The 18,946-nt window shown below is 68.6% G+C and carries 14 protein-coding genes; 4 read left to right on the top strand and 10 right to left on the bottom strand.

Annotated features, from left to right (window positions below; genetic code table 11):
* Positions 1-897 (top strand): copper homeostasis membrane protein CopD, encoded by an 897-nt coding sequence (copD, locus tag QKY98_RS22795; RefSeq protein WP_284671639.1) that lies wholly within the window; start codon positions 1-3, stop codon positions 895-897.
* A gap of 34 nt (positions 898-931) precedes the next feature.
* On the opposite strand, the gene QKY98_RS22790 is transcribed toward copD, so the two are convergent.
* The 4 genes from QKY98_RS22790 to QKY98_RS22775 all read right to left on the bottom strand — a co-directional run bounded on the left by QKY98_RS22790 (position 932) and on the right by QKY98_RS22775 (position 7,690).
* Complete coding sequence (locus QKY98_RS22790) at positions 932-1,537, bottom strand: outer membrane protein (RefSeq protein ID WP_044342477.1); 606 nt, start codon at positions 1,535-1,537, stop codon at positions 932-934.
* Between the two features lie 168 nt (positions 1,538-1,705).
* Positions 1,706-2,716 (bottom strand): class 1 fructose-bisphosphatase, encoded by a 1,011-nt coding sequence (locus QKY98_RS22785; protein WP_007162011.1) that lies wholly within the window; start codon positions 2,714-2,716, stop codon positions 1,706-1,708.
* Between the two features lie 164 nt (positions 2,717-2,880).
* Positions 2,881-4,977 (bottom strand): glycogen debranching protein GlgX, encoded by a 2,097-nt coding sequence (gene glgX / locus QKY98_RS22780; protein ID WP_284671638.1) that lies wholly within the window; start codon positions 4,975-4,977, stop codon positions 2,881-2,883.
* 271 nt (positions 4,978-5,248) lie between these two features.
* On the bottom strand, positions 5,249-7,690 hold the full coding sequence (locus QKY98_RS22775) for a glycogen/starch/alpha-glucan phosphorylase (protein ID WP_144947692.1): 2,442 nt from the start codon (positions 7,688-7,690) through the stop codon (positions 5,249-5,251).
* A gap of 171 nt (positions 7,691-7,861) precedes the next feature.
* On the opposite strand from QKY98_RS22775, the gene QKY98_RS22770 reads away from it, so the two are divergent.
* The gene (locus QKY98_RS22770) at positions 7,862-8,608 is read left to right on the top strand and encodes an SDR family oxidoreductase (protein WP_007162014.1); all 747 of its coding nucleotides are present in this window, start codon (positions 7,862-7,864) and stop codon (positions 8,606-8,608) included.
* A 146-nt stretch (positions 8,609-8,754) separates the two neighbouring features.
* Here the strand turns inward: QKY98_RS22770 and QKY98_RS22765 are convergent, their stop codons facing one another.
* From QKY98_RS22765 to ptsP, 4 genes are all read right to left on the bottom strand, one after another.
* Positions 8,755-10,110, bottom strand: a complete 1,356-nt coding sequence (locus QKY98_RS22765) for a chloride channel protein (RefSeq protein WP_027600298.1) — start codon at positions 10,108-10,110, stop codon at positions 8,755-8,757.
* Between the two features lie 73 nt (positions 10,111-10,183).
* Positions 10,184-11,941 (bottom strand): PTS fructose-like transporter subunit IIB, encoded by a 1,758-nt coding sequence (locus QKY98_RS22760; RefSeq protein WP_284671637.1) that lies wholly within the window; start codon positions 11,939-11,941, stop codon positions 10,184-10,186.
* Complete coding sequence (gene pfkB, locus QKY98_RS22755; RefSeq protein ID WP_284671636.1) at positions 11,938-12,906, bottom strand: 1-phosphofructokinase; 969 nt, start codon at positions 12,904-12,906, stop codon at positions 11,938-11,940. The genes QKY98_RS22760 and pfkB overlap by 4 nt, the downstream gene beginning before the upstream one ends.
* On the bottom strand, positions 12,903-15,785 hold the full coding sequence (ptsP, locus tag QKY98_RS22750; RefSeq protein ID WP_284671635.1) for a phosphoenolpyruvate--protein phosphotransferase: 2,883 nt from the start codon (positions 15,783-15,785) through the stop codon (positions 12,903-12,905). Before ptsP ends, pfkB begins: the two co-directional genes overlap by 4 nt.
* A 281-nt stretch (positions 15,786-16,066) precedes the next feature.
* Here ptsP and cra point away from each other — a divergent pair, with 281 nt between their 5' ends.
* Positions 16,067-17,059, top strand: a complete 993-nt coding sequence (cra, locus tag QKY98_RS22745) for a catabolite repressor/activator (RefSeq protein WP_007162019.1) — start codon at positions 16,067-16,069, stop codon at positions 17,057-17,059.
* Positions 17,056-17,853 carry a TatD family hydrolase gene (locus QKY98_RS22740; protein WP_284671634.1) on the top strand — a complete coding sequence of 266 codons (798 nt, stop codon included), beginning with the start codon at positions 17,056-17,058 and terminating at the stop codon, positions 17,851-17,853. The genes cra and QKY98_RS22740 overlap by 4 nt, the downstream gene beginning before the upstream one ends.
* Here the strand turns inward: QKY98_RS22740 and ampD are convergent.
* Positions 17,850-18,410 (bottom strand): 1,6-anhydro-N-acetylmuramyl-L-alanine amidase AmpD, encoded by a 561-nt coding sequence (gene ampD, locus QKY98_RS22735; RefSeq protein ID WP_144947706.1) that lies wholly within the window; start codon positions 18,408-18,410, stop codon positions 17,850-17,852. The two genes, QKY98_RS22740 and ampD, sit on opposite strands and share 4 nt — an antisense overlap.
* On the bottom strand, positions 18,410-18,886 hold the full coding sequence (locus tag QKY98_RS22730) for a hypothetical protein (RefSeq protein ID WP_027600770.1): 477 nt from the start codon (positions 18,884-18,886) through the stop codon (positions 18,410-18,412). The genes ampD and QKY98_RS22730 overlap by 1 nt, the downstream gene beginning before the upstream one ends.
* Between the last annotated feature and the right edge of the window lie 60 nt (positions 18,887-18,946).

Raw genomic sequence — 18,946 nt, 5'->3', positions numbered from 1 at the left:
ATGGACGGCGGACTGGCGACGCCCGATGCCTGGCGCCCCCTCGCCCGCGCCCTCTTTCTGCTGCCGCTGCTGCTGACCTGGGGCTATCTGGCGCTGGCGCTCTGGCTGGGTCGCCCAGCCTTGAGCGGCTGGCTGCTGGAACGGGCGCGCCCTGCGGCCCGCCTGCTGGGGGCCCTGCTGCTGCTCGGGGTGCTGAGTCTGTTGCCGCTGCAGGCCGCGCTGGTCGGCGATGGCTGGACGGATGCCTTCAACCTGCCGCTGTGGCAGCTCTATCTGGCCACCGAGGCTGGCCAGGGCTGGCGCTGGCAGTTGCCGCTGGGCCTGCTGCTGGCCCTGTGGCTGCTGGCGGGACCCGGGATGCGTGGCGTTCGCTGGCTGTGGGGCTTGAGTGGCCTGCTGCTGGCCAGTCTGGCCCTGGGTGGCCATGCCGCCGCGACCGCGGGCGCGCTCGGCGGGGTGCACCGGTTGAACCAGGCCCTGCATCTGCTCACCACGGGACTCTGGCTGGGCAGTCTGCCCGGGGTGTTGCTGTGCCTGGGGCGGCCTCCAGCCCGGCTCAGGGGGGAGGTCCAGCGGCTGCTGCGCGGTTACTCGCTACCCGGGCAGATCTGCGTGGCGCTGGCCCTGCTCAGCGGCGCGTTCAACAGCCTGTTGATCCTCGGTCCGGCCGGCCTGTTGCGGTTGACGCCCTACTCCGGCCTGCTGCTGGCCAAGGTGCTGGTGGTGGCGACCATGGTCGTCCTGGCCCTGGCCAATCGTTATCTGCTGGTGCCGCGATTGGGACAGGGACCCCAGGCCTGGCAGCTGCTGCGCCGGGCCACGGCCGTGGAGATCGCCCTCGGGGTGGTCGCCGTCACGCTGGTGGCGGCCTTCTCGGGTCTGGATCCCTTCAGCTGACAGCCGGGGCGAACGCTGTCGCCCCGGCCACGCCTCAGAAATAGACGTTCATGCCCAGGTAGATTTCCTTGCTGCTGTCGAGCTGGCTCGAACCCAGCTTGCTGCCGTCCTGATCGATGTCCGGCTTGGCATTGCTGCGCAGGTAGCGATAGCCGGCTTCCAGGGAGGTGCGGTCGTTGACCTGCTGCAGGATGCCGGCCTGGACCCCGGCCACATAACCGAGGTCGCTGTCATGGCCGAAGCTGGAACCATCCTGGGTGACCCGGGCGACGCCCAGGGTGCCGCCGCCAAACAATTTGGTGCTGTCGCCCAGGGGATAGAAGGCATCGTAGCTGCCGGTCAGGTCCTGCTGCTTGAGTCTCAGGCCATCACTGCTGCCGCTGGCCTGGTCGAGGGTGGCGTAGTAGCGACCGGCGTCGTTCTGCTGACCGAGGCGCAGCCCCCAGGTGTTGCTGCCATCGATGGCACCATCGGTATCGGGGCTGTTCAGGTTGCGGTCGAGGGCGTGGCTGTTGCTGAAGTTGTCGTAGCTCTTGCCATAGGTGAGGCCGGCGAAATTCTGGGGATCGGCGGCAAAGACCTGATGACTGGCCAGGGCCAGCAGGCCGAAGAGGACGACACGGGATTTCAGGGCGTTCATGGTGAAAGGCTCCTCACGCGATGCGAATACAGCCCGACCGGCTGCGCGGCCATCTTCGGCGGCGGCGGATTAGCGCAGGATTAAGGGGACTGAATCGGAGCTGAACGCTGAGGCAGGACACGAGCGGAGCAGCGGACCGCCCGTTGCAGGCGGCCCGGCTGGGAGGGATCAACGCTGACGGTGGTACTCGGTCACGCGCTGCACTTCTTCCTTGGAGCCCAGGAACACCGCCACCCGCTGGTGCAGGCCGTCCGGCTGGACGTCGAGGATGCGCTGGTGACCGTTGGTGGCGGCGCCACCGGCCTGCTCGACCAGCATGGACATGGGATTGGCCTCGTACATCAGGCGCAGCTTGCCGGGCTTTTCCGGCTCGCGGGCGTCGCGCGGGTACATGAAGATACCGCCGCGGGTAAGGATGCGATGGACGTCGGCCACCATGGAGGCGATCCAGCGCATGTTGTAGTTCTTGCCCAGGGGACCTTCTTTGCCAGCCAGCAGCTCGTCCACGTAACGCTTGACCGGGGCTTCCCAGTGGCGCTGGTTGGACATGTTGATGGCGAATTCGGCAGTGGTCTCGGGGATGGTGATGTCTTCGTGGGTCAGCACGAAGCTGCCCAGTTCGCGATCCAGGGTGAAGCCCTTGACGCCGTCGCCCAGGGTCAGCACCAGCATGGTCTGGGGACCGTAGATGGCGTAGCCAGCGGCCACCTGCTCGGTACCCTTCTGCATGAAGGCTTCTTCGGTCACGTCACCGGTGGTGCTGCTGACGAAGTCCTTGCGCAGGATGGAGAAAATGGTGCCGACGGAGACGTTGACGTCGATGTTGGACGAGCCGTCCAGGGGGTCGAACATCAGCAGGTAGGCGCCCTTGGGATAGTGACCCGGGATCTGGTGTACCTGGTCCATTTCCTCGGAGGCCATGCCGGCCAGGGTGCCGCCCCATTCGTTGGCTTCCAGCAGGATCTCGTTGGACAGGACGTCCAGCTTCTTCTGCACCTCACCCTGGACGTTCTCGGTGCCCATGCTGCCAAGCACGCCACCCAGCGCCCCCTTGGACACCTCGTAGCTGATGCGCTTGCACGCCCGTGCCACGACTTCGATGAGGAAGCGCAGGTCGGCCGGGGTCTTGTGGCTGCGGGTCTGCTCGATGAGGTAACGACTGAGGGATATCCGGGACATCGCGGTGCTCCTTGTAATGATGGGCGCGAGTGTAGCGCCAAAGCTCAAGCTCCGTCTCAAGCAGAGCGGACCGTCAGGCCAGGTCTGCCAGCCAGTGCCGATTACGGACGCTGTCGCCGGGGCGACGAGGCGCCGGGCACCGGCGGCCGGCAGGGAACGCGCGTCTAGGGCGCGTTCGGGGTCTCCACGGCCAGCAGTACGCCTCGGCCAACACGGAGATTTTCGGCGCTGGGATAGACTGCCGAGTCGGGTTCCAGTTCAGGCTGACGGCTGTCCAGCTGTATCACCCAGTGATGTCCGTCACGTGACGGCGGCAGGCGCAGGTCGATTTCCTCCCGCCGCGGCTGGAAGGCCAGCCAGATCCGTGCGGCCTGGGGCTGATCCGCTCCGTCGAGGGGCTCCAGGGTGAGGGCGAGCGGCAGGCTGCCCCCGGCCTGCCAGCGGCCGTCGTCCATCGGCGCACCGTCGGCATCGAGCCATTCGATCCTGACCCAGCCACGGGGATCGGGGCGCCCGAGCAGCCGTTGCGCCTGCAGGGCCGGTAACTCCTGGCGCAGCGCCATGAGCCGACCGACGAAGGCGCTCTGCCGTTGCCCGGCCGGGCTGGCGGCCTGCTGCCAGTCCAGCCAGGACAGTTCATTGTCCTGCACATAGGCATTGTTGTTGCCCTGCTGGGTGCGACCGAATTCGTCACCGGCGGTGAGCATGGGTTCGCCCCCGGCCAGGATCAGGGTCGCCAGCAGGGCGCGCTGGTCGGCGGCGCGGGCTTCCAGGACGGCGGGGTCGTCGCTCGGTCCTTCGACGCCATTGTTCCAGCTCTTGTTGTCGGTGGTGCCGTCGCGATTGCCTTCGCCATTGGCCTCGTTGTGCTTTTCGGCGTAGCTGACCAGGTCGGCCAGGGTGAAGCCGTCGTGGGCGGTGACGAAGTTGACGCTGGTGCGCAAGGAGCGATCACCCGCCCCGAAGAGATCGGCGCTGCCGGCCAGACGGGTCGCCAGGGCGCCTCTCAGGCCGTCGTCGCCGAGCCAGAAGCGACGCACGTCGTCGCGGAAGGTGTCGTTCCATTCCTGCCAGGGCGCGCGGAAGGCGCCGACCTGATGGCCGCCGGGGCCGATGTCCCAGGGTTCCGCCACCAGTCGCACCTGACGCAGTAGCGGATCCTGGGCCAGGGCCTGCAGCAGCGGCGCGTCGCGATCGAAGCCGCTTTCCAGGCGACCCAGCGCAGGCGCCAGGTCAAAGCGAAAGCCGTCGACACCGGCGGCGGTGACCCAGTGGCGCAGGCTGTCCAGGGTCAGGCGCAACGCCGGCGGGCTGTAGAGCGCCAGGCAGTTGCCGCAGCCCATGTCGTTGATATAGCGCGCCGGATCGTCCGGCTGCAGACGGTAGTAGCCGGCGTTGTCCAGGCCACGCAGATTGAAGGTGGGGCCGAGTTCGTCGCCTTCGCCGGTGTGGTTGAAGACCACGTCGAGCAGCACCTCGAAGCCGGCCGCCTGCAGGGTGGCCACCGTCTCGCGCAATTCGGCGAGGGCCTCGCGCCCGGCCAGGCGCGGATCGACCGCCGCCATGACCACCGGGTTGTAGCCCCAGTAGTTGGCCAGCCCCAGGGCGGGCAGATGGCGATCGTCGGCCCAGGCGGCGATGGGCAGCAGCTCCAGGGTAGTGACGCCGAGGCGCTGCCAGTGCTCGATCAGCGCCGGATGGCGCAGCGCCGCCAGGGTGCCGCGCTGGCGGGCGGGCACCTGCGGATGCAGCTGGGTCTGGCCGCGTACGTGCAATTCGTAGATCAGTCCCGCGTCGCGGCGCTTGGGCGCTGGCGTCAGGCTATCGACCGGCGGCAGGACGATGGCCTTGGGGACATGGGCACCGCTGTCGCGCGCGTCCGGACGATTGGGATCTTCGGGATGGAAACCATAGGTGCTGGGATGCAGCTGGAAGGGCCGGTCCACCGCCAGGGCCCAGGGGTCCACCAGCAGTTTGTTGGCGTTGAATCTGAGGCCGTCCTGGGGACGGTAGGCACCCTGGGCGCGCAAACCGTATCTCAGACCCGCTTTGGCACCGGCCAGGAAACCATGCCAGACGCCGCCTTCGTGTTCGCGAAAGGCCAGACGCTGGGTCTCGGCTTCCCCCTTGGCATCGTAGAGGCAGAGTTCGACGGCTTCAGCCGCCGGCGACCAGACGGCGAAGTTGATGCCGCCCTCGACGAGAGTGGCACCGTAATGGGCAGGATTGCCCGCTTCGAGGCGGGTAGAGGTGCGGGGCATGGGGACTCCGGTGACGGGCTTGCGGGGCGGATGCTGCAAGGATGTAGACGGTGTGGAAGCCGCGGGTTCTCAATCGGGGGATAGCTGATCGTGGCCAGGGCCGGCCGCCGTAGGCTGGGCTGGGTTGAGCGTAGCGAAGCCCAGCAAATCCTGCCTGGGCACCTGCTCTATGGTGGTCCTTATCGCGGCCATGGGCCGCTCCTACAGGAGGGTGCCTTGCCCGTAGGAGCGGCCGCAGCGGCGGACCGCCATGGCCGCGAAGCGTGCTCGACTACAGCGCCTTCCAGATTTCCGTGGCGTATTCGCGGATGGTGCGGTCGGAGGAGAACCAGCCCATGCTGGAGGTGTTGATCACCGCCGATTGCCACCACTTGTCCGGCTGCTGCCAGCGGGTCTCGACCTGGCGCTGGGCCTCCCAGTAGGCGTCGAAGTCGGCGCAGACGAGGAAGCGGTCGTGCCAGGTCAGGACGTCGAGCAGGCTGTTGTAGCGGGCCGGATCCTCGGGCGAGAACTGACCGGCGCGCAGACCCGCCAGCACCTGGGCCAGGCGTGGCGAATTCTCGATGATGTCCGAGGAGATGCCGCCGCTGCGCTGGCGCTCTTCCACCTCGGCCGCCTTGAGGCCAAAGATGAACATGTGCTCTTCCCCGATCAGTTCGCACATCTCCACGTTGGCGCCGTCCAGAGTGCCGATGGTGAGGGCGCCGTTGAGGCCGAACTTCATGTTGCTGGTGCCCGAGGCTTCCATGCCGGCGGTGGAGATCTGCTCGGAAAGATCCGCCGCAGGGATGATCACCTCGGCCAGGCTGACGTTGTAGTTGGGCAGGAAGACCACCTTGAGCAGATCACGGGTAAGGGGGTCGTTGTTGACCACCTTGGCCACGTCGTTGGCCAGCTTGATGATCAGCTTGGCCTGGTGATAGCTGGCGGCGGCCTTGCCGGCGAAGATCTTGACCCGCGGCGTCCAGTCGCCGTTGGGGTTGTCGCGGATGGCCTGGTAGAGGGCGATGGTCTGCAACAGATTCATCAGCTGCCGCTTGTACTCGTGGATGCGCTTGATCTGGACATCGAACAGCGCATTGGGATCGAGGTCGATCTCCATCCGCTGCTTCACCAGGCTGGTGAAGGTGTCCTTGTTGCGCTGGCGCTGCAGAGCGAAGCGCTCGCGGAAGTTGCTGTCGTTGGCATAGGGCTTGAGCTGCGGCAGGGTCTTTTCCGGATCGTGCAGCACGCCCTGGCCGAGGGTATCCACCAGCAGGTCGGTGAGCGCCGGGTTGGCCTGGTGCAACCAGCGGCGGAAGGTGATGCCGTTGGTCTTGTTGTTGATGCGATCCGGATAGAGGCGGTGCAGGGAGCGGAAGACCGTCTTGCGCATCAGGTCGGTGTGCAACCCCGAGACGCCATTGATGCTGTGCGAGCCGAGGAAGGCCAGGTTGCCCATGCGCACGCGGCGCCCCTGGCTTTCGTCGATCAGGGACACATAGGAAATCATGCCGCCATCGGTCTCGCCGCGGGCGCGCAGGGAGTCGAGGAACTGGGCGTTGATCAGGTAGATGATCTGCATGTGCCGCGGCAGCAGGCGTTCCATCAGCTGTACCGGCCAGGTCTCCAGGGCCTCGGGCAAGAGGGTGTGGTTGGTGTAGCTGAGGGTGCCGACGGTGGTGCTCCAGGCGGCGTCCCAGGGAATGCCGTGGACGTCCACCAGCAGCCGCATCAGCTCGGCCACGGCGATGGCCGGGTGGGTGTCGTTGAGCTGGATGGACACGTGCTCGGGCAGGCTGAGCAGGTCGCTGTGCTGCTTGAGATGACGACGGGTCAGGTCGGCCAGGGAGGCGGCGACGAAGAAGTATTCCTGGCGCAGGCGCAATTCCTGGCCGGCTTCGCTGCTGTCGGCCGGATAGAGTACCCGCGAGATGCTCTCGGCGCGGGCCTCGTTGGCCACGGCGCCGACGTGATCGCCGGCGTTGAAGGTTTCCAGGTGGAGGATCTCCAGCGGTCGCGCACGCCAGAGTCTCAGGGTGTTGGCGCCCTCCCCGCCCCAGCCGATCACCGGGGTGTCATAGGCCACCGCGCGGATGCGCTCGCCGGGCGTCCACACCTGGCGCCGCGGATCGCCTTCGCCGTAGGGGGCGACATGCCCGCCGAAGCCGATCTCGTACACCACCTCGGCGCGTTCGAATTCCCAGGGATTGCCGAAATCCAGCCAGTTTTCCGGCTGCTCCAGCTGGAAGCCGTCGGCGATCACCTGGCGGAACAGCCCGTGCTCGTAACGGATGCCATAGCCGTGGCTGGCAATGCCCAGGGTGGCCATGCTTTCCATGAAGCAGGCGGCCAGCCGGCCGAGGCCGCCGTTGCCCAGGGCGGCGTCCGGCTCCAGCCCGCGGATGCGTTCCAGGTCGACGCCGAGGTCGGCCAGGGCGCGACGGGTCTCTTCGAGGATGCCGAGGTTGGACAGGCTGTCGATCAGCAGGCGACCGATGAGGAATTCCAGGGAAAGGTAATAGACCCGTTTCTGGCCGGTGCGATAGGCGTCGCGGGTGCGACTCATCCAGCGATCGACGATGTAGTCCCGGGCGGCCAGGGCGGTGGCCTGGAACCAGTCGTGGTCGAGGGCGTTGTCGGGGTCCTTGCCGACGGCGTAGGTGAGCTTGGAGAGGATGTTGGTACGGAGCGCGGAAACTTCGTTGGGCGAGATGAAGCGGGGTCTCGTCATCAGGATTGACCTCTGCAAGCGCTTAGGAATCAGATCGCGAAGTGGCCGCGGATAATGCGGCGCGTGCCGTTCGCCTTACTTTTAGGCGAAACGACGGGGACGTCCAAGCTTTTTTCGCCACATCAGACGGTTAGCCGTTACCCCTACCCTCTCTAGCCCGAGGTTTTCACCATGCGCAAGACCCTGCTCATCACCGGCGCGAGTCGTGGCATCGGCCGCGCCACGGCCCTTGGCGCCGCCCGCCGCGGCTGGAACGTCGCCTTCAACTATCGCCATGACGAGGCCGCGGCCCGGGCCACTCTGGCCGAGATCGAGGCGCTGGGCGTGGAAGGCCTGGCGCTGCGCGGCGACGTGGCCGACGAAGCCCAGGTGCTGGCGCTGTTCGAGCGCACGGTGGAGCGCTTCGGCGGCCTGGACGCCTTCGTCAACAATGCCGGGATCGTCGATCAGTCGCAGCCACTGGTGGACATGAGCGCCGAGCGATTGCGACGGATGTTCGAGGTCAACGTCTATGGCGCCTTTCTCTGTGCCCGCGAGGCGGCTCGCCACCTGTCGCGGGAGCGCGGCGGCCGCGGTGGCGCCATCGTCAATGTCTCTTCCATCGCGGCGCGTCTGGGCTCGCCCAACGAATACGTCGACTATGCCGCCAGCAAGGCGGCGCTGGACACCCTGACCTTGGGCCTCGCCAAGGAACTCGGCCCGCACGGGGTGCGGGTCAATGCGGTGAGACCCGGCGTGACCCTTACCGACATCCACGCCAGCGGCGGCCAGCCGGGCCGCGCCGAGCGCCTGGGCGTGACCACTCCGCTGGGGCGTGCAGGCGAGGCCGAGGAGATCGCCGCCGGCATCCTCTGGCTGCTGTCGGACGAAGCCTCCTACACCACCGGCGCCCTGCTGGATATCGGCGGCGGGCGCTAGGGCCTAGGCTCTGTACGAAAAGTCGCCGAGCGACGGTCAGGCGAGGCGAAAAACGCTGAGGAAGCGGAGTTTACGAGTGGTAAATGAGCATTCCGAAGCGTTTTTCAACGAAGCATCACCGAGCGCAGGCATTTTTCGTACAGGGCCTAGTCGCGGCGGGGCGTCAGGGCGTTGAGCACCTGCTGCGACAGCGCATGGTAGAGCGGCACCGGCATCAGCCAGCCGGAGACGGCGGCGGCCAGCAGACAGGCCGCCAGCACCGGCAGCGCCATGTCCGGGCTGTGGGCCAGCTCCAGGGTGATGACGGTGGCGGTCAGCGGGGTGCGGGTGACCCCGGCGAGGTAGGCAGCCAGCCCCAGCAAGGCGCATTGCGGCAGACTGATACCCGGCAGCCAGTCGACCAGCCAGGGGCCCAGGGCCGCCCCCACCGCCAGCGAGGGCGAGAACAGGCCGCCCGGCACCCCGGCCAGGTAGGAGACGACGTTGGCGAGGAATTTCCACAGCAGGAAGTCGCCGCCGGTCACGGGTTCGCCAGCCAGGATGGCATGGGTCTCGGCGTAACCGGTACCGAACACGTGCTGGCCGGAGAACAGCCCCAACGCCGCCAGCACCAGGCCACAGCCGGCGGCGAAAGCCACCGGGCGGCGCCCGCGCAGGGCATTCAGGCGCCCCAGCCAGCCCCGCTCGGTGGGCAGCACCAGGCGGCCGTAGCACCCGCCGAGCAGTCCGCCGATAACGCCGATGACAGCGACGCCGATCCAGCCCAGGCCCCAGGTCAGGTGCAGGTCCAGGGCGCCGAGATAGCTGTAGGGGCCGACGATGCCCAGGGTGACGATGCCGCCGAGCAGCACGGCGGTCAGCACCAGGCCGCTGAAGCGCTGCTCGAAGGTATGGGTGAGTTCCTCGATGGCGAAGACCACCCCGCCCAGGGGCGTGTTGAAGGCCGCGGCGATGCCGGCAGCGCCCCCGGCGAGGATGAGTCCGGACAGGGTGCGGCGACCATGCAGGCCGAGCCGCTTGCCGAAGCCGTAGAGCAAGGCGGCGCCGACATGCACGGTGGGTCCTTCCCGCCCTACCGAGCCACCCACCAGCAGGGCACCGGCCGTGAGCAGCAGCTTGGCCAGGGCGATGGGGGGCGCCAGCAGCCGGGCGCGCAGGTCCGCCTCGGGTCGTTCGAGGGTGACGATGACCTGGGGGATACCGCTGCCGCGGGCATCGCGCAGCGCGCCCTGGGTCAGCCAGACCAGTCCGGCGAAGCCCAGGGGCGTCACCAGCCAGGGCCAGAGGGCGCTGTGCTGCAGCAGCTGCTGAAAGAGGCCGAAGGAGGCGTCGGCCAGCCAGGCGAAGCCCAGACCCGCCAGGCCCACCAGCACCGCGCCGACCCAGAAGGCGATGCGCTGGCGCCACTCGCGCAGCCGACGGCGCCGGCGATGGCGCAGCAGATGCAGCCGACGCCGGGCGGCGACTTCGGGATCGGTATCGGGATAGACGGGATCGGACATGGAGAAGAGGCCACCAGGAGGCGAGAGCCTCCCAGTGTAACCTCTTGTTACAGCGGTATCGCCAGGGTCAGGATCAGGCCGCGGGGACCAGCTCGGTGGCGGCTTCGTTGCGCTTGAGCACCGCGTAGATGACCCCGGTCACCAGACTGCCGGCGGCGATGGCCGCCAGGTACAGCCAGGCGTGGCTGATGGCGTTGGGGATCAGCAGCACGAAGAGGCCGCCGTGGGGCGCCATCAGCTTGCAGTTGAACAGCATCACCAGGGCACCGGTGAGGGCACCGCCGATCACGCTGGCCGGGATCACCCGCAGCGGATCCTTGGCGGCGAAGGGAATCGCGCCTTCGGAGATGAAGCACAGCCCCAGCACCGACGCCGCCTTGCCCGCCTCGCGCTCGCTCTGGGCGAACTTGCGCCGAGCCAGCAGGGTGGCGATGCCCATGCCGATGGGCGGCACCATGCCGGCGGCCATGGTGGCGGCCATCGGCCCGTAGGTCTTGGACGCCAGCAGGCCGACGGTGAAGGCATAGGCGGCCTTGTTGATCGGGCCGCCGAAGTCGATGCACATCATGGCGCCGAGGATCAGGCCGAGCAGCACGGCGTTGCTGGTGCCCAGATTGTTGAGGAAGTCGGTGAGTCGACTCAGGGCGCCGGCCACCGGGGTGCCGACCAGGTAGATCATCACCAGGCCGACGATGAGGCTGGCGAACAGCGGGATGATCAGAATCGGCTTGAGCGCCTCGACGCTGGCCGGCAGCTTGACGTGCTGGGCGATGGCCTTGGCCACGTAACCGGCCAGGAAGCCGGCGATGATGCCGCCGATGAAGCCGCTGCCCAGACTGGCCGCCAGCCAGCCGCCGATCATGCCGGGGGCGAGACCCGGGCGGTCGGCGATGGAGTAGGCGATATAGCCGGCCAGCACCGGGACCATCAGCTTGAAGGCCGATTCACCACCGATCTGCATCAGCGCCGCGGCCAGGGTGCCCTGCTCCTTGAAGGCCTCGATGCCGAAGACGAAGGACAGGGCGATCAGCAGACCGCCCGCCACCACCATCGGCAGCATGTAGGACACCCCGGTGAGCAGGTGCTTGTAGACGCCCGCGCCTTCCTTCTTGGCTGGCTTGGCGCCCTCGCCCGCCGCTGGCGCGGCGCTGCCGGCCAGGGTCTCGCCCTCGGCCAGGGCCTTCTTGATCGTCGCCTCGGGTTGCTTGAGGGCGACCCCGGTGCCACAGCGATAGACGCGCTTGCCGGCAAAACGCTCAACATTGACCTCGATGTCGGTGGCCAGCAGCACCACGTCGGCGTCGCGGATGGCCTCGGCCGGCAGCGGATTGCGTGCCCCTACCGAGCCCTGGGTCTCCAGGTGCAGGCGATAGCCGAGCTTCTTGGCCGCATTCTGCAACGCCTCCGCCGCCATGAAGGTGTGGGCGACCCCGGTCGGGCAGGCGGTGATGGCCACCAGCCGAGGGGTTTCGCTGGCACTGGCAGGAGCGCTGGGGGCAGCGCCACCCGCCGCCGGGGCCTGTTCCAGCACCTTGGCTTCGCTGGCCGCGCGCTGCAGGAAGGCGTCGACATCGCGCAGGGCTTCGGCCGGGGCGGCGCGGTAGACGCGCTTGCCGACGAAGCGCGACAGGTCGACCGCGCCGGTGTGGACGACCACGACCAGTTCGGCGCGCGCCACCTGGTCGTCGGTCAGCAGGATGGCCTCGGGGCCGTCGTGGATCTCGACGCTGGTGGTCCAGCCGCGGCGCTGGGCGGCGGCGTCCAGCAGGCGCGCACTGAGCACGCTGGTGACCATGCCGGTCGGGCAGGTCGTGACGATGGCGATGTTCATGGGTTTACCCCTGATTCTTGTTCTAGCGGAAAGTCGGGAAGGACACGCACCTGCACCTGGTCTTCGAAGACGGCGAGTTGCGCGGGATCATTGATGCCGAAGCCGATCTGGGTCACGGCCAGGGCCGCGATGGCGGTGGCTGTGGTCAGGGTGCGCTCCGGCGCCTGGCCGGTGAGCAAGCCGTGCAGCATGCCGGCCAGCAGGGAATCCCCCGCGCCGACGGTGCTGGCCACGGTGACCTTGGGCGGCTGCGCCTCCAGGGTCTGGGCGCCATACCAGCGCACCCCATCGGCGCCCTGGGAGATCACCAGGTGCTCGATGCCCAGGGCCCGCAGCTGTTCGACCAGCAGCGCCTGCTCGGTCGCGCTCTCGGCCGGAGCGCCGCAGGCTTCGGCCAGTTCTTCGGTATTGGGCTTGATCAGCCAGGGACCGGCGGCCAGGGCGGCGCGCAGGGCGGCGCCACTGGTGTCCAGCGCCACCGGCAGGCCCAGCGACTTGAGGCGGCCGACCAGCGCGGCCAGCCACTCGGGGCTTACCCCTCGCGGCAGGCTGCCGGCCACCACCACGGCGTCATGGCCGGGCGCGAGGCGATCCAGGGTCTCGAGCAATTCCTGCTGGGCGGCGGCGGACACCTCCGGGCCAGGCCCGTTGATGTCGGTGATGCGACCCGCGGCCTCGGCCAGCTTGAGGTTGCTGCGGGTCTCGCCGGCGACCCGGACGAAGGCGTCGGTAAAGCCGCGGCGGGCGAACAGGGCTTCGAAGGCGGCCGCGTTGTCGGCCCCGAGAAAGCCGCTCACCGTCAGTTCATGGCCGAGATCGGCCAGCACCTGGGCGACGTTGATGCCCTTGCCGGCGGCATGGACGATCACCGCCTCGCTGCGATTCACCGCGCCGGGCTTGAGTTCCGGCAACTGGACGGTGAGGTCCAGCGCCGGGTTGAGGGTCAGGGTGAGGATGCGGCTCATCGCAGGGCCTCCACGCTCTGCCGCACCTCGGCAGCGGTACCCAGCTCCAGGGCGCGCGCGGCGCAGGATTGCACCTGGCGCAACTCCAGCTCGCGGACCCGGGCCTTGACCAGGGGCACGCTGCGCGCCGAAACCGACAGCTCGTCCACGCCCAGGCCGACCAGCACCGGCACCGCCAGGGGATCGGCGGCCAGCTCGCCGCAGACGCCGACCCACTTGCCGTGGGCATGGGCGGCGCGCACCGTCATGTCGATCAGGCGCAGCACGCTGGGGTGCAGGCCGTCGGCCTCGCCCGACAGCAGCGGATGCCCGCGGTCGATGGCCAGGGTGTATTGCGTCAGGTCATTGGTACCGACGCTGAAGAAGTCCACTTCCGACGCCAGCACCGGGGCCAGCAGCGCGGCCGAGGGGACCTCGATCATGATGCCGACCTGCAGATCGGTGGTGGGGATCTCCTGGCGCAGGCGCGCGAGGATGTCACGGGCCTGACGCCACTCCTCGACCCGGCCGATCATGGGGAACATGATCCGCAGCGGCCGCCCATCGGCGGCCTTGAGCAGGGCGCGCAGCTGGGTTTCCAGCAGCTCCGGACGGCGCAGGGTCAGGCGGATGCCACGGATGCCGAGGAAGGGATTCTCTTCCGGTGGCAGTGGCAGATAGGGCAGCGGCTTGTCGCCGCCGACGTCCAGGGTCCGCACCACCAGCGGCTTGCCGGCCAGGCCATCGAGGGCACGGCGGTATTCCTGCTCCTGGGCGGCTTCGTCGGGCGCGCTGTCATGGCTCATGAACACCAGTTCGGTGCGCAGCAGGCCGACGGCTTCGGCGCCCTGCTCCACCGCGGCGGCGGCCTGGGCGGTATCACCCAGGTTCACGGCGATCTCGACATGGTGGCCATCGCGGGTGGTGGCGCTTTCGAAACGCCGGGCCTCGGCGGCGCGGCGGCGCTCGGCCTGGACCTCGCGCTCGCGCTGCACGGCCTCGATGCGGCTGGCGTCCGGGGCGATTTCCAGGGTGCCCTTGTCGCCATCCAGCAGCAGCACGCTGCGCGCCGCCAGGTCCAGCACCCGGCGACCGGCGCCGACGATGGCCGGGATGCCCAGGGCGCGGGCGACGATGGCGCTGTGGGAGCTGGCGCCACCACGGGCGGTCAGGATGCCGCAGACGCGCTCGCGGTCCAGCCGCGCCACATCTCCCGGGCCGACCTCGTCCATCACCAGCACATAGGGTTCTTCGGGTTCGCGGGCGGATTCGACGCCGCACAGCTGGGCCAGTACCCGACGACCGACGTCGCGCAGGTCGGCGGCGCGCTCGGCGAGCAGCCGGTCGTGCAGGGCCTCCTGCTGGCTGGCCGCCTCCTCGATCTGGGCGGCCCAGGCCGCGGCGGCACTGGCGTTGGCCTTGAGCCGGGCGGCGATGCCCTGCTGCAGATCCGGGTCTTCCAGCATCTCCAGGTGGGTCAGGAAGATCTCGCGCAGGGCGCTGGCCTCGCTGCGCGCGATGAGCGCCTCGATATCGGCGCGTACCGCGGCCAGGGCCGCGTCCAGGCGCTGGCGCTCGGCGGCGGCGCCTTCACCGGTGGCGGGATAGTCGAAGTGCTGGGGCGCCACCACATGGGCCGGGCCCACGGCCAGGCCGGGGGCGGCGGCCACGGCCTGGGCGCGATCGCCCGGCGCCAGCGGCAGTTGCTCGGACGGGTCCACCAGGCTGATGGCGGTGACCCGCGCGGCACCGGCCGGAGCCGGGGCGCTGGCGGTGACCGGCTCCACCTCTTCGCCGAGACCGGCCTGTACGGCGCCGATCAGATCGTTCAAGGCCGCCTCGGCCGGGGTGCCGGGCTCGACCAGGAATTCCAGGGTCTGGCCGCGCCGGGCGCCCAGCGCCAGCAGCCGCGACAGACTCTTGGCCGAGACCGGGGCGCCGTGGTCGACGCGCACGCGGATCTCGCCGTCATAGGCCTTGGCCAGCCGCGCCAGCTCCTTGGCCGGACGCGCGTGCAAGCCATGGGCGTTGGCCAGCACCACCTGGGCACTGGGCCAGTCCGGGGCGACTTCGCCGCCCAGGGCCTCGAGCACGGCGCGGCGGGAGGTGGCCTGGGCCAGCTCCTGGCCACGGCCGGCGACGAGCAGATCGCAGAGGCGTTCGAGCAGGGCACGATGGCCCTCGCCCAGGCTGGCCAGGCAGAACAGGCCACGTACCGGCTGCTCCTGCACCTGCAGGGTCTGCAGTGGGGTGACGAAGGCCAGGCCGGGACGTTTCACCGCGGTCTCGCTGTTCAGCCACCAGAGGCCGTCGCCCAGGGGCAGCGGCTGGCTGGCCTGCAGGGCACCGGCGAAACCGGCCCCCACGCATTCCATGTGCTTGAGCATACGCGCACCCTGCCAGGCCAGGTCTTCCAGGTCCTCGGCATCGATGGCCAGCTGCACCAGTTCTTCGTCCAGCGCCAGGGCCTGGGGCGCCCCCTGCAGCAGGTCGAGGATCTGCTGGGGTTCGCGGGCGTCGCGCAGCGCCTGTTGCAGATCGCTCTCGCCCAGGGCGCGGGTCAGCAGCTGCAGGATGCGCAGGTGTTCGTCGGATTTGGCGGCGATGGCGATGGCCAGGTAGGTCAGCTGACCGTCGCCCCAGTCCACGCCATGCGGGAATTGCATCATCCGCACGCCGGTGACGAACACCTGGTCGCGGGTCTGGGGCGTACCATGGGGAATGGCGATACCCTGGCCGAGGTAGGTGGAGCCCTGGGCCTCGCGGGCCTTGAGCCCGTCGAGATAACCCGGGGCGACCAGGCCATCGGTCACCAGGGACTCGGCGAGCATGGCCAGGGCGGTCGCCTTGTCCGGCGCCTGCTGGGCCATGCGGATATGCTGGGCATTGAGTTCGAACATGGAAGGATACCTCCGGCGCCGCGCGCCTGATCCTGGCGCCGTGCCTTTCTTGTAATAGATGCTTGCCGGCTCGCTCAGCCCTGCAACCGCGTCGGGAGAGGCGTGACAGGGCCCTTGGCAGATTCGTGCCAGCCCTCGGACAACAGAAAGCTGAAACGTTTCACCCAATGGGACTGGAACGTTACTCGATAATCGCCGATCCTTGAAGCACAACACACAATAAAGACCGTCTCGCCAGCGCCGTACAGCGCCAGGCCATTCAGGTCCCACGAGGAACAGGCGTGAAACTCAGCGACATCGCCCAATTGGCCGGCGTATCCCTCACCACCGCCAGCTACGTCATCAACGGCAAGGCAGCGCAAAGGCGCATCAGCGCGGCCACCGTGGCGCGGGTCATGGCCGTGGTCGAAGCCCACGGCTACCAGCCCGACCAGCGCGCCGCCGGCCTGCGCCGCGGGGCCACCCACACCCTGGGCTTCCTGCTGCCGGATCTGGAAAACCCCAGCTACGCACGCCTGGCCAAGCAGCTGGAACGCCGGGCACGGGCGCGTGGCTATCAGTTGCTGATCGCCTGCACCGACGACAATCCCGACAGCGAACGCCAGCTCATCGCGCTGTTTCGCGCCCGCCGCTGCGACGGCCTGTTCACCGCCAGCAGCCTGGCCGAGGACGACGCCCCCTACCGCCAGCTGCAGGAACACAACATCCCGATCATCGCCATCGATCGCCAGCTCGATCCGGCCCAATTCTGCTCGGTGGTCAGCGACGACCACACCGCCGGCCGGCAACTGGCCGCCACGCTGCTGACGCCGGACACCCACAGCATCGCCCTGATCGGCGCCCGCCCCGACCTCGCCATCAGCCGCGCCCGCGCCGCCGGCTTCGCCGCCGCCCTCGCCGATCACCCGGCGCGCCACTGGGAGCGGCATGCGCCCCACTACAGCCGGGAAGGCGGTCGCGCCCAGGCACTGGCCATGATCGAGGAACTCGGCCACTGGCCCGAGGCGCTGCTGACCACCTCCTACGTCCTGTTGCAGGGCGTGCTGGACGTGCTGCGCGATCATCCGCTGGCCGAGGGCGATACCCTGCGCCTGGCCACCTTTGGCGATACCCAGTTGCTGGACTATCTGCCGTTCAAGGTCAACGCCATCTCCCAGCAGCACGAGGTCATCACCGAGCGCGCCCTGGAACTGATGCTGGACGCCCTGGAAAACGACCACTATCTGCCCGGTGTCCAAGCCATCCCGAGGGTCCTCAAACGCCGCCTGTCATGAGCCTGCTGATCGACACCCACAATCACCTGGACTATCCGGACTTCGACGCCGCGCGACCGGCGCTGCTGGCCGAGTGCGCGCGCCTCGGAGTGGTCCGCCAGGTGCTGATCGGCGTCGAACGCAGCCAGTGGCCGCAACTCTGGCGGGTCGCCACGGCCAATGCCGGCCTCCATGCGGCGCCCGGCCTGCATCCCCTGTACCTGCAGCGTCATCAGGAAGCCGATATCGAAGCGCTCCGGGCCTTCTGCCTGGAGCGCCGGAGCGATCCCTGCCTCTGCGCCCTGGGCGAGATCGGTCTGGACTATTTCGTCGAGGCGCCGGACAAGGCGCGCCAGGCCTGGTTCTTCGAACAGCAGGTGCGCCTGGCCATGGAGCTGGAGTTGCCGGTGCTGCTGCACGTGCGCCGCGCCCATGCCGATGTGGTCAGGATCCTGAAGCGTCTCAAGCCACCCCGGGCCGGCATCGCCCATGCCTTTTCCGGCAGCTTCGAGGAAGCCCGCGAATACCTGCGCCTGGGTTTCAAGATCGGCCTGGGCGGCGCACCCACCTGGCCGCAGGCGAAGAGACTGCAGCGGGTACTGCCACAGTTGCCCCTGGAGGGCATCGTGCTGGAGACCGATGCGCCCGACATGCCGCCCGCCATGCATCCGGACGTGCGCAACAGCCCCACCCATCTGCCGGCCATCTGCGCCGCCCTGGCGCCGCTCTGGCAGGTCTCGCCCGAGACCCTGGCCACCGTCACCACCCGCAATGCCTGCGCGGTGTTCGGCTGGGACGCCGCCGGCCTCGCCTAGTTTTCCTCGACCGCCAATTCGCCTTGCAGCCGCGCCCAGTCGAAGGCCGGACCGGGATCGGTCTTGCGCCCCGGGGCGATGTCGCTGTGGCCCTGGATACGTTCCGCGGTGATCGCCGGATAGGCGCGCTGCAGCGCCCGCGTCAGCCGCCCCAGGGCACGGTACTGGGCGTCGGTGTAGGCCAGGTCGTCCGTGCCTTCCAGTTCGATGCCCAGGGAGAAGTCGTTGCAGTTCTCGCGTCCCTCGAAGGACGAGACGCCGGCATGCCAGGCGCGCTGGGCGCAGGAGACGAACTGGGTCACCGTCCCGTCGCGCTCGATGAGAAAGTGCGCCGCCACCTTCAGCTCGGCGATCTCCGCAAAGAAGGGATGGGCCGAATGATCCAGGCAATTCTGGAAGAAGGCCTGGACGCAGCCGGTGCCGAATTGCCCGGGCGGCAAGCTGATGTTGTGGATCACCAGCAGGGACACTTCCGTCCCTGCCGGGCGTTCGTTGTGGTTGGGCGAAGGACACAGCCGCGCCTCGCGATACCAGCCATCGACGAACACCCCGTCCATCAGCGGGCCTTGGCCTTGAGCGCGTCGCGCAGCGCGCTGGCGTCGCTGAATTCCCGCTGACCGACGAAACGGCCATGGTCGAGGGTCACCCAGAGCACCTTGTCGGCCGCGCCGGGAAAGCGCGGCACGATGCGCGATTCGCGGTCGAGCAGGACCCGGTAGCCGTACTTGCGCATGGCCGGCACGGCGAACATCCGGGTGATGGCCGCCGGCATGCTGCTGATGTCGGCGATGTAGGCCACCCGGGTGCCGTCGATATAGCCTGCCGGCTGATCGCGCATGGCTTCCTTGACCAGCCCCGAGCCGCTCATGCTGCGCGCCAGCAGCAGGACCTGCAGCTGGTCGTCGAAGGTATAGGGCTGGTCACGCTGATCGAGCAGGGTGAAGGGCGCCACCCGCTCACCCGGTTCGAGCGCCAGAGCGGTCAGGGGCAGCAGCAGACACGACAGCAACAACGCCAGAACTCCAGCGCGCATGGCATCCTCTCTTGAACGGTCTATCGAGGCCGCTATCCTGCCCTACCGCTCGGATTGGCA

The sequence above is a fragment of the Pseudomonas sp. HR1 genome (assembly GCF_030175875.1).
GTDB lineage: Bacteria > Pseudomonadota > Gammaproteobacteria > Pseudomonadales > Pseudomonadaceae > Chryseomonas > Chryseomonas oryzihabitans.
This window is presented reverse-complemented; position numbering and strand designations above follow the sequence as displayed.